The organism is Nocardioides sp. CFH 31398, assembly GCF_022436705.1.
Taxonomy (GTDB): Bacteria; Actinomycetota; Actinomycetes; order Propionibacteriales; family Nocardioidaceae; genus Nocardioides.
On the sequence record NZ_JAKUHT010000001.1, the window covers coordinates 138,485 to 149,936 of the forward strand.

Here is an 11,452-nt window from a genome sequence, read left to right on the forward strand (position 1 = left end):
CCTCAGCCCTCCTGGGCCCTCACGCCGCGGAGCCCGCCGTCCAGGTTGACCACGTCGGTCCAGCCCAGCCGGCCGAGGGTGTCGGCGCCGAGAGCGCCGCGGTTGCCGCCGTTGCAGTAGGTGACGACTCCGGTGCCGGGGTCGCCGAGCTCGCCCGCACGGTCGGCGAGCTCGCCGAGCGGGATGTTGACGGCGCCGTCGAGGTGGTCCGCGGCGAACTCCTCGGGCTGGCGGACGTCGACGACGACGCGCCCCGCGGCCAGGGCCTCGTCGGCGGGTTCGTTCCGCACGCGCTCACGGGCGAGGGCGGCTCGGGCCATCATGTCGTCGGTCGGCTCGGTCACGGGGGCTCCTCCAGGGCGTCGGGCGGGGGTGTCGGCCCCAGTCTCACCGATGCGCCCGGACGCGACGACGCCCCCGGCGGTGGGCCGGGGGCGTCGTGGGGCCGGTGCGTGCGGCCGGTGCGCGTCGAGGACGCGCGGGCTCACTCCGGGACGTAGTCGAAGACGTCCGGGTTGGGGCCGGTGCGGCCGTCCTCGCCCTTGTCGAGGGCGCTGATCGCGGCGACCTCGTCGGGGGTGAGGCGGAAGTCGAAGATCTCGAAGTTCGCCTTGATGCGCTCCGGGGTCACCGACTTCGGGAAGATGATGTCGCCCCGCTCCACGTGCCAGCGCAGGGTGACCTGCGCGGTGGACTTGCCGTGCTTCTCGGCGATCTCGGAGATGGTCGGGTCGTCGAGCACCCCGCCCTGCGCGATCGGGGACCACGCCTCCGTGGCGATGCCGAGCTTGGCGTTCGCCTCGCGAGCGGCCTCGTTCGTGAAGTACGGGTGCACCTCGATCTGGTTGATCGCGGGCACGACGCCGGTCTCGTCGACGATCCGGCGCAGGTGGTCGGGCTGGAAGTTCGAGACGCCGACCGAGGAGGCCTGCCCGCTCGCCGCGAGCTCCGCCATGGCCTGCCAGGTCGACACGAAGTCGCCGCCGTAGCGCGACGGGAGCGGCCAGTGGATGAGGAACAGGTCCATGCGGTCGAGGCCCAGCAGCTCGAGCGACCTGGCGAACGAGTTCTTCACCGAGTCGGGCTCGTGGTTGTTGTTGTTCAGCTTGCTGGTCACGTAGATCTCGTCGCGGGGCAGACCCGACTGGCGGATGGCCTGACCCACCTCGTGCTCGTTGCCGTACATCTGCGCGGTGTCGATGTGGCGGTAGCCGACCTCGAACGCGTTCAGGACCGCCTCGACGGTGTCGGAGGGGTCGATCTGGAACACGCCGAAGCCGAGCTGGGGGATCTGGTGCTGCGAGTTCAGGGACACGGTGGGAACGGTCATGCGGGGAGGAACATCCGACCGCCGCCGGACATTCCTCCGAGCGGCAGGACGAGCGTCACTCGACGGCTGAGCAAACCTGAGTTGAGTCGACTCACCTTTCCTGTCAGACTTGGGGCATCGCCTCCGACGACGGAGGCCCACGAACCCGACCGGCACCGATCCGGTCACCCACGAGCACAGGAGGACCCCATGGCACGAGCGGTCGGCATCGACCTCGGCACGACGAACTCCGTCGTCGCCGTCCTGGAGGGCGGCGAGCCCACCGTCATCGCGAACGCCGAGGGAGCGCGCACCACGCCCTCCGTCGTCGCGTTCAGCAAGTCCGGCGAGGTCCTCGTCGGCGAGGTCGCCAAGCGTCAGGCGGTCACGAACGTCGACCGCACCATCCGGTCGGTCAAGCGCCACATGGGCACCGACTGGGCCCAGAAGATCGACGAGAAGTCCTTCACCCCCCAGCAGATCAGCGCGTTCGTGCTGCAGAAGCTGAAGCGGGACGCCGAGGCCTACCTGGGCGAGACCGTCACCGACGCGGTGATCACCGTGCCGGCGTACTTCTCCGACGCGCAGCGCCAGGCCACCAAGGAGGCCGGCGAGATCGCGGGCCTCAACGTCTCCCGCATCGTCAACGAGCCGACCGCGGCCGCGCTGGCCTACGGCCTGGACAAGGGCGACGACCAGACGATCCTCGTCTTCGACCTCGGCGGCGGCACCTTCGACGTGTCCCTGCTCGAGATCGGCGAGGGCGTCGTGGAGGTCAAGGCGACCTCCGGCGACAACGTCCTCGGCGGCGACGACTGGGACTCCCGGATCGTCGAGTGGATGGTCACCAAGTTCAAGAACAGCAACGGGGTCGACCTCGGCGCCGACAAGATCGCCAAGCAGCGCCTCCAGGAGGCCGCCGAGAAGGCGAAGATCGAGCTGTCGTCGTCCTCCGAGACCACGATCCACCTGCCGTACATCACCCACGGCGAGTCCGGCCCGCTGCACTTCGAGGAGCGCCTGACGCGCTCGGAGTTCCAGAAGCTCACCGCCGACCTGCTCGAGCGCACCAAGAAGCCGTTCCAGCAGGTGCTCAAGGACGGCGGCGTCGCCGTCTCCAACATCGACCACGTCGTCATGGTGGGCGGCTCGACCCGCATGCCGGCCGTCACCGACCTGGTCAAGGAGCTGCTCGGCGGCAAGGAGCCCAACAAGGGCGTGAACCCGGACGAGGTCGTCGCCGTCGGCGCCGCCCTGCAGGCCGGCGTCCTCAAGGGCGAGGTCAAGGACGTCCTGCTCCTCGACGTCACCCCGCTGAGCCTCGGCATCGAGACCAAGGGCGGCGTCATGACCACCCTGATCGAGCGCAACACCACGATCCCGACCAAGCGGTCGGAGGTCTTCACCACCGCCGACGACAACCAGCCGTCGGTCGAGATCAAGGTCGCCCAGGGCGAGCGCCAGATGTGGAACCAGAACCAGCCGCTCGGCAACTTCGAGCTGACCGGTCTGCCCCCGGCGCCGCGCGGCGTGCCGAAGATCGAGGTCGCCTTCGACATCGACGCCAACGGCATCGTCCACGTGTCCGCGAAGGACACCGCGTCGGGCCGTGAGCAGTCCATGACCATCTCCGGTGGCAGCGCCCTGAGCAAGGACGACATCGACCGGATGGTCAAGGAGGCCGAGCAGTACGCCGAGGAGGACGCCAAGCGTCGTGAGGCCGTCGAGACCCGCAACCAGGCCGACAGCCTCGTCTACACGACCGAGAAGTTCCTCACCGACAACGGCGACAAGCTGCCCGACGAGGTGAAGACCGAGGTCCAGGCCGACGTCGACGCGCTGAAGGCCACGCTCGAGAACGACGAGGCCACCGCCGAGGAGATCTCCGCGGGCGTCACGAAGCTCAACGAGTCCAGCCAGAAGATGGGCGCCGCGATGTACGCCGCCGCCGAGGCCGACCAGGCCGCCGCGGGCGGGACCACCGGCGCGACGGGCGAGGCCGACGACGACGTCGTCGACGCCGAGATCGTCGACGAGGACCCCTCCCAGGACGCGGGCACCGGCGACAAGCCCGAGGGTGAGTCCAAGTGACGGCTGGCGACCAGCAGCCCGACCCCGCGGACCAGTCGGACCCGCAGGCCCCGGCCGGCTCCCCCGAGGAGCCGGTCGAGGTCTCGGCCGACCCCGGCGACCTCGGTGACCTCACCGATCCGGTCGGCGAGGCGGAGGGCCTCGACGAGGCCGTCACGGACGGCGACGCGGCGTCCGACGAGCTGACCGTCACGAGGATGGAGCTCGCCGAGCGCACCGCCGACCTGCAGCGCCTGCAGGCCGAGTTCGTCAACTACAAGCGGCGCGTCGAGCGCGACCGCGAGCTGCTGGCGCAGAACTCGGCGTACAAGGTGCTCAGCCCGGTGGTCGAGGTCCTCGACACCATCGACCGGGCCCGCGAGCACGGCGAGGTCGAGGGCGGCTTCAAGTCCGTCGCCGACCAGCTCGAGCGCGTCGTGGCCCAGCAGGGCCTCGTCCGGTTCGGCGAGGCGGGCGACCCCTTCGACCCCAACCTGCACGAGGCGCTCTCGCACCTCGGGGCGGACGAGGGCGTCGAGGTCACCTCGGTCAAGACCGTGGTGAAGGCCGGCTACCGGATCGGCGACCGCGTCGTCCGCGCCGCCCAGGTCCTCGTGGTCGACCCGGCCTGAGGCCCCGCACCATCCAGCCCCCCACCCTGACCGCGCACCCGAAGGAGGTGTCCCCGTGGCGAACGCCGAGTGGTTGAACAAGGACTTCTACGCCGTCCTCGGCGTCGCCAAGGACGCCTCGTCCGCCGACATCAAGAAGGCCTACCGGAAGCTGGCGCGCGAGAACCACCCGGACTCCAACCCGGGTGACACCGCCAAGCACGACCGGTTCAAGAAGGTCGCCGAGGCGTACGACGTCGTCGGCGACCCCGCCAAGCGCAAGGAGTACGACGAGATGCGCGCGGCGGGCCCCGCCTTCGGCGGCGGCTTCGGCGGCGGCGGGCAGGGTGGGGGCTTCGACTTCTCGGACCTCTTCCGTGGACAGCAGCCCGGCGGGACCGCCGGGGCCGGTGGGCTCGGGGACGTCTTCGGCGACCTGTTCGGTCAGACCGGGGGCCGTCGCACCACCGGTCGGCCGCGGCCGACCAAGGGCGCGGACGTCGAGACGACGGCCACGATCGGCTTCACCGACGCCCTCGACGGCGTCACCATCTCCCTCCGCCTCACGAGCGACTCCGCCTGCCCGACCTGCTCGGGCAGCGGCGGCAAGCCGGGCACCCGCCCGCACATCTGCACCGAGTGCGAGGGTGCCGGCTTCGTCTCCGGGCGCCAGGGCGGCGCGTTCTCCATGACCGAGACCTGCCCCGTCTGCGGCGGTCGCCAGCTCGTGTACGACGAGCCGTGCCCGACCTGCCAGGGCTCCGGGCGTGGTCGCTCCGACCGCTCCGTGCAGGCCCGCATCCCCGCCGGCGTGAAGGACGGCCAGCGGATCCGGCTCAAGGGCAAGGGCGCCAAGGGCGAGAACGGCGGCCCGAACGGCGACCTCTACGTCACCGTCAAGGTCTCCCCGCACCGGCTGTTCGGCCGCAAGGGCGACAACCTCACCCTCGACGTCCCGGTGTCCTTCGACGAGGCCGCCCTGGGCGCCGAGATCAGGATCCCCACGATCGGCGGGGCGCCGGTCACCCTCAAGATCCCCGCCGGCACGCCCAACGGCCGGACCTTCCGGGTCCGTGGCCGCGGCGGCCGCAAGGCGGACGGCACCAACGGCGACCTGCTCGCCACCGTCGAGGTGCAGGTCCCGGCCCGCCTCGGCACCGAGGCCCGCGAGGCGCTCGAGGCCTACCGGGCGGCGGTCGGGGAGACTACGCTCCGCGCCAACCTGTTCGAGAAGGCGTGAGTGACCGTGAGTGACCGTGAGTGACATGGACGCACCCGTGCACCGTCCCGGTGGCCCGCCGCCCGACGCCGCGGTCTACGTCATCAGCGTCGCGGCGGAGCTCACCGGGCTCCACCCGCAGACCCTGCGCACCTACGAGCGCATGGGGCTCATCACCCCGGAGCGCACCGCCGGCGGCGGGCGCCGCTACTCGGGTCGCGACATCGAGCAGCTGCGGGAGATCGCCCGCCTGACCGGCTCCGGCATCGGCATCGAGGGCGTGCGCCGGATCATGGACCTGGAGCACCACGCGCTCGCGCTGGAGCACCGCAACGCCGAGCTGCAGGCCGAGCTCGAGGCGACCCGCGAGGCGCTGCGCGAGGCGCTGTCCACCCGGCCCTCCCCGGTGGCGGCGTCCCGCCTGCCCGCCCTGCTCCGCGAGCAGTCGCCCGGGCCCGTCGTGGTCTGGCGCCGCGGCCGCTGACCCCGCTCGACCCGGGTCGCCTCACCGGCGGTTCCCTGCCGTTCGGGCAGTTCCGCCCGAGGCATCGCTGAGGCATCGTGGTGTGACGGGCGTCGCACCCGGCGGGCCCGGTGAGGAGGCGCAGATGACCAGGAGCATCGACCCGGCCGGCATCGACGCCGTGCTGGAGCGGGCGGTCGCGAACCGCGACCTGCCCCACGTCGCCGCGATCGCGGCCGACGCGGACGGCGTGTTCTACGAGGGCGGCGCGGGGCCGCGCGTCGCGGGAGAGTCCGACGACCCCGTGGGGACGTCGACCGTCTTCCGCATCATGTCGATGACGAAGATGGTCTGCACCGCGGCCGCGCTGCAGCAGAAGGAACGCGGCGAGCTCGACTTCGACGCGCCCGTCGAGGAGTACGTGCCGGACTTCGCGGACGTGAAGGTGCTCGAGGGCTTCGACGGCGACACCCCGATCCTGGTCGAGCCGCGCACGAAGGCGACCGTGCACCACCTCGTCACCCACACCAGCGGCCTGGCGTACTGGTTCTGGAACGAGCCCCTCAAGCGCTACGAGGCGCTGACCGGGGTGCCGAACGTCGTCCCCGGGTCGATGGAGGCGTTCAAGGCCCCCATGACCGCGCACCCGGGGGAGACCTACACCTACGGCATCAACACCGACTGGCTCGGCCGCGTCGTCGAGGCCGTGGCCGGGACGACGCTCGACGTGGTGGTCCGGGACGGCATCACCGGACCCCTCGGCATGGACGACACGACCTTCGCCCCCGACGAGGCCGCGCACGCCCGCGCGGTGACCGTCCACGTGAAGGGCGAGGACGGGCAGTGGGGGTCGGTCGGCAACGTCCTGAACCCCGAGCCCGACTGGTGGGCCGGCGGCCACGGTCTCTACTCGACACCGCGCGACTACATCCGGTTCGAGCGCGCCCTGCTGCGCGGCGGCGAGCTGGACGGCGTCCGGATCCTGTCGCAGGAGACCGTCGACGCGGCGTTCACGAACCAGATCGGCGACCTCGACGTGCCCGAGGAGATCCCGACCGCGGACCCGCCCATCACGGACACGCTCCACGCCGGACCGGGGTGGAAGTGGGGCTACGGGCTGCTGCTGAACACGAGGGACGTGCCGGGTCGCCGACGGGCCGGCACCGGGGCGTGGGCCGGGCTGTTCAACACCCACTTCTTCGTCGACCGGGCGACGGGGGTCTGCGCCTCGATCTACACCAACTCCCTGCCCTTCATCGTCGCCGACGAGGCGTGGAAGGTGTACGGCGAGTTCGAGGAGGCGCTCTACGACGCCCTCGGCTGAGGCCTCGGGCGTCCGTGGCCCCTGACGACGAGGGGTCGCCGCGGTTAGCCTGCCCCGAGGACGGGGAGGTGGGGGACGTGTCCGAGCCGACGCTGTGGTGGCACCACCACCGCATGACCGCGCCGTCGCGCGGACCCCACCAGCGCTTCGTCGTCGGCGCGCACCCGTGGGGAGCGACCCTCTGGGACTGCCCGACCCGGCGCGAGCCCGACCGGCGGCTCCGCGTCGTCGAGGTGGCCGTCGCGGAGCCCGGAGCGTCCGTCGACGCCGCCGTGCACGCCGCGCTGGACCACGTGCCGTCGTCGCGGTGGCGGGCCGCCTGGGGCCGCTGGGGCTGGTTCGGCCTCGCCCGCCGCCCCGCCGGCAGGACGGCGAAGCTCCCCTTCACCGGCCGCATCCACCTCGCCGACGCCCTCTCCCGTCGCGCGGCCTCGCACCAGATGCCGCACGCCCCGGAGGTGACCGCCGCCGTCCGCGCGGCGCTGTGGGGCTGTCGCTCGCAGGACTCGCGGACGTCGTCCGCGCTCAACCGGTGGCTCGCCGACGTCGACCGCGCCGACGAGGCCGCCACCGGCGTGGTCATGTACGCCCGGTCGATGGCCGGTGCCGCGCCCGGTGGTCACCGGGCCGTCGTGGACCGGGCGGCCTCGCTGACCCGCGACCTCGTCGCGGTCATGGCCGCCGGGTCCGAGACCACCCGGCGCGAGGCCGTCGCGCAGCTGCGCGACCTGCGCGACGGCTGCCGCGAGGCCCACGCCGCCCGCGAGGCGCTCGAGGCCGGTCTCGCCCGTGCGGCCCGTGGCCCGGGCGTCCCCGACCTCCGCCTCGCCGCCGCCGACGCCGAGCGCGACGAGCGCCGCCACCGCGTCGGCGAGGTCCTCCGCGACCTGCGCGCCGAGGCCGTCGTCCTGCGCGAGGTCGACGCGGAGCTGCGCGACACGAAGGAGCGCCCCACCACCGCCGGTTGAGGTGCGACGAGCGCCGGCGAGGAGCCTCGACACCACGTGAGCCGGACCGGGGCCCGTCACGGGGTCTCGAGGCTCGCTGCGCTCGCACCTCGACCAGCGTGACGAGCGCTCGCACCTCGACCAGCGGTCGAGGCCCGCACCGATGAGTCTGCGGGAGACTCCCGGTCATGAGCACCATGACCCACACCAGCGGCCACGCGCCCGTCGGCGACCTGAACGTCTACTACGAGATCCACGGCGAGCCCACCGGCCTGCCGCCCGTCCTGCTCCTGCACGGCGGCCTCTTCGACATCGACCTCCAGTTCGGCGGCATCATCGACGGTCTCGCGAGCGACCGCCAGGTCGTCGCCATGGACCTGCAGGGCCACGGAGGCACCAACGACGTCGACCGCCCGTTCCGCGCCGCCGACATGGCCGGTGACGCCGTGGGCCTGCTCGACCACCTCGGCATCGACCGCGTGGACGTCGTCGGCTACAGCCTCGGCGGCAACGTCGCGATCGGCCTCGCCGTCCACCACCCCGACCGGGTCCGCCGCCTCGTTGCCTCGTCGGTGTCGTACGCCAAGGCCGGCATGCGCGGCTCCGAGAACGCGGACGCCGTGGGCGAGATGAAGGTCGAGATGATCGCCGGCACCCCGATGGAGGCGACCTACCTCGCGAAGTCGCCGCACCCCGACCACGAGCACCTGCAGGGCCTGCTCGACAAGCTGGGCGCGATCTTCTCCGAGCCGGACTGGACCGAGGAGCAGATCCGCGGCATCGCCGCCCCCACCCTGGTCACCGTCGGCGACGCCGACATGGTCTCGCTCGACCACGCCGTGGCGTTCCTGCGCCTGCGCGGCGGCGACGTCAACGGCGACTTCGAGGGCGTGCCGGCCTCCCAGCTCGCGGTGCTGCCCGGGACCACCCACTTCGGCGGGTACGCCGACCCCGAGCTCGTGCTCGCGGTCCTCCGCCCGTTCCTGTCGGCGGCGGACTGACACCCGACCGGGAGCCTGGAAGAGTCCGACCTGCGCCACACCGTGGTGGCGCGGGAAGGACCGACGATGGCTCACTACCAGCGCGTGGGCGCCGTACCACCCAAGCGGCACACGCAGCACCGCGACCCGGACGGTGCGCTCTACTCCGAGGAGCTGATGGGGGAGGAGGGCTTCTCCTCCGACTCCTCGCTGCTCTACCACCGCCACATCCCCTCGGCGATCCGCTCGGCGCGCACCTGGGACCTGCCGGACCAGACGACGCGGCCCAACCACCCCCTGGTGCCGCTGCACCTGAGACTGCACACGCTCTTCGAGGGTGACGCCTGGCGCGACGTCGACGCCGTCACCGGCCGGCGCCTCGTGCTGGCCAACGCCGACGTGCGCATCTCCTACGCCGCCGTCGGGGCGACGTCCCCGCTCTACCGCAACGCCGTCGGCGACGAGTGCGTGTACGTCGAGGACGGCGCGGGACGCGTCGAGACGGTCTTCGGCGACCTCGAGGTCGGCCGTGGCGACTACGTGGTGGTGCCTCGCGCCACGACCCACCGCTGGGTCCCGTCGGGCGACGGCCCGCTGCGCCTGTACGCCGTCGAGGCCACCAGCCACATCGCGCCCCCGAAGCGCTACCTCTCGAAGTACGGCCAGTTCCTCGAGCACGCGCCGTACTGCGAGCGCGACCTGCGCCTGCCGACCCCTCCGCGGGTCGTCGAGGACACCGACGTGGAGGTCTACCTCAAGCACCGTGGCCACGGTCCGGGCGGCCTCGCGGGCACGATCCACGTCGTCCCGCACCACCCCTTCGACGTGGTGGGCTGGGACGGCTGTCTCTACCCGTACGCCTTCAACGTCGACGACTTCGAACCCATCACCGGGCGCGTGCACCAGCCGCCGCCGGTGCACCAGGTCTTCGAGGGCTCGAACTTCGTGATCTGCAACTTCGTGCCGCGCAAGGTGGACTACCACCCGCTGGCCGTGCCCGTGCCGTACTACCACTCGAACGTCGACTCCGACGAGGTCATGTTCTACGTCGGCGGCGACTACGAGGCCCGCAAGGGCACGGGCATCGGTATCGGCTCGATCTCGCTGCACCCCGGTGGCCACGCGCACGGCCCGCAGCCGGGAGCGGTCGAGGCGAGCCTCGGCGCGGAACGCTTCGACGAGCTCGCGGTCATGGTCGACACCTTCAGGCCCCTCGAGCTCGGCGAGGCCGCCCTCGCCAGTGACGACGGTGCCTACGCGCTGTCGTGGGACAAGAACTCCTGACCGGAGCCGGCCCCACGGTGGTCGAGCGGTGAGCGAGCCCGGGCTCGACCGGCGGTGGTGCCGCCGGCCGTGGGGGGCCTCGCTCGACCGGCGCGGGTGGGACGACGGGGTTAGTCTCGACAGCCAGCGGGAAGGCTCCCCCTCGGAGGTGATCCGGTCGTGACGCAGCCGGCGTTGTGGTGGCAGCACCACCGCATGCAGCCGCCCGTCATGACCAGCGGCTCGCGGTGGGCCGTCGCCCACTACCCCTGGGGGGTGGCGGTCTGGGAGAAGCCGCTGCACTGGACCGCACCGGCCGGCCCGCGGGTCGTCGACGTCGTGGTCACCGACCCCGGCGCCCCGGTCGGCCTGGCCCGGGAGCACGCCGTCGAGCGCATGCCCTCGCCGTCGCTCGCCCGGCGGACGGCGAGTGCGCTGCCCTTCCCCGCCAGCCCCCGGTCGGTCACGGCGGCGGCGGTCGCGGCAGTGCTGACGGCCGTGGCCGCCGCGGCGGCGGACGGGAGCGGCTGGTTCCTCCTGGTCATCCCCGTCCTCGTCCTCGTGCTCCTCCTCGCCGACCGGGTGCCGCCGCACGAGCACCCCGCGGCCTGGCGGCGCCGCGGTCACCAGGCGACGGCCCTGCCGTTCACCGGCCGCGTCCAGCTGGCCGACGCGGTCTGCGCGCGCTCCGCCCACCAGCCGTACGCCGCGGCGGTGGTGCACGCCGTCCGGACCGCGCTGTGGGAGTGCCGCGACGACCACCGGGCGCCCCGCACGGTGGGACGACCCCGGCTCGACGCCTGGCTCGACGACCTGGACGACGGGGACCGGCTCGCCGCGGAGGTGCTGTCGCACACCACGGGGGCCCGGGCCGGGGCCGCGACCGTGGTCGACCGGGCGGCCGCCCTCGTGCCCGACCTCGTGGCCGGGTTGGCGAACCCGTCCGCAGGCCAGCGCGGGCAGGTCCTGCGCCAGCTGGCGCAGCTGCGCGACGCCTGCGCGGAGGCGCTGGCGGCGCGGGACTCGCTGGCCGACGCCGTCGGCTCCGTGGAGGCGGTGGGCCACGACGTCCACGGGCTGGCGCTCCCGGGCCGCAGCGCCGCCGACGAGTGGGTCGCCACCCGCGTCGAGGACCTCCTGGGGGACCTGCACGCCGAGGCGACGGTCCTGCGGGAGGTCGAGGCGGAGCTGCGCACCCGCGACGGCCTCGACGTCCGCGACGCCTGAGACGCGGACTGCGCCCCGGCCGGTGCACACCCGTGCCAG

At 72.9% G+C, this 11,452-nt stretch carries 11 protein-coding genes; 9 read left to right on the top strand and 2 right to left on the bottom strand.

Annotation, left to right across the window (positions count from 1 at the left end; translation table 11 throughout):
- Positions 1-2 precede the first annotated feature (2 nt).
- On the bottom strand, positions 3-344 hold the full coding sequence (locus MJ876_RS00680; protein ID WP_240234122.1) for a rhodanese-like domain-containing protein: 342 nt from the start codon (positions 342-344) through the stop codon (positions 3-5).
- A 140-nt stretch (positions 345-484) separates the two neighbouring features.
- Positions 485-1,330, bottom strand: coding sequence for an aldo/keto reductase (locus tag MJ876_RS00685; protein ID WP_240234123.1), 846 nt, complete (start codon positions 1,328-1,330; stop codon positions 485-487).
- Between the two features lie 189 nt (positions 1,331-1,519).
- On the opposite strand from MJ876_RS00685, the gene dnaK reads away from it, so the two are divergent.
- From dnaK to MJ876_RS00730, 9 genes are all read left to right on the top strand, one after another.
- Positions 1,520-3,400 (top strand): molecular chaperone DnaK, encoded by a 1,881-nt coding sequence (gene dnaK, locus MJ876_RS00690; RefSeq protein ID WP_240234124.1) that lies wholly within the window; start codon positions 1,520-1,522, stop codon positions 3,398-3,400.
- Entirely contained in the window at positions 3,397-4,011 is a 615-nt protein-coding gene (gene grpE / locus MJ876_RS00695; RefSeq protein ID WP_240234125.1) for a nucleotide exchange factor GrpE, read from the top strand. The genes dnaK and grpE overlap by 4 nt, the downstream gene beginning before the upstream one ends.
- 55 nt (positions 4,012-4,066) lie before the next feature.
- Complete coding sequence (gene dnaJ, locus MJ876_RS00700; protein ID WP_240234126.1) at positions 4,067-5,230, top strand: molecular chaperone DnaJ; 1,164 nt, start codon at positions 4,067-4,069, stop codon at positions 5,228-5,230.
- A gap of 25 nt (positions 5,231-5,255) precedes the next feature.
- Positions 5,256-5,693, top strand: a complete 438-nt coding sequence (locus MJ876_RS00705) for a heat shock protein transcriptional repressor HspR (protein ID WP_240234127.1) — start codon at positions 5,256-5,258, stop codon at positions 5,691-5,693.
- Positions 5,694-5,817: 124 nt separating this feature from the next.
- Positions 5,818-6,996, top strand: coding sequence for a serine hydrolase (locus MJ876_RS00710; protein ID WP_240234128.1), 1,179 nt, complete (start codon positions 5,818-5,820; stop codon positions 6,994-6,996).
- A gap of 77 nt (positions 6,997-7,073) precedes the next feature.
- On the top strand, positions 7,074-7,964 hold the full coding sequence (locus MJ876_RS00715; protein WP_240234129.1) for a hypothetical protein: 891 nt from the start codon (positions 7,074-7,076) through the stop codon (positions 7,962-7,964).
- A gap of 167 nt (positions 7,965-8,131) precedes the next feature.
- Positions 8,132-8,944 (top strand): alpha/beta fold hydrolase, encoded by an 813-nt coding sequence (locus MJ876_RS00720; RefSeq protein ID WP_240234130.1) that lies wholly within the window; start codon positions 8,132-8,134, stop codon positions 8,942-8,944.
- 66 nt (positions 8,945-9,010) lie between these two features.
- Positions 9,011-10,207, top strand: coding sequence for a homogentisate 1,2-dioxygenase (locus MJ876_RS00725; protein ID WP_240234131.1), 1,197 nt, complete (start codon positions 9,011-9,013; stop codon positions 10,205-10,207).
- Between the two features lie 159 nt (positions 10,208-10,366).
- Positions 10,367-11,413: a hypothetical protein gene (locus MJ876_RS00730; RefSeq protein ID WP_240234132.1), complete on the top strand. Its 1,047-nt coding sequence runs from the start codon at positions 10,367-10,369 to the stop codon at positions 11,411-11,413.
- Positions 11,414-11,452 lie beyond the last annotated feature (39 nt).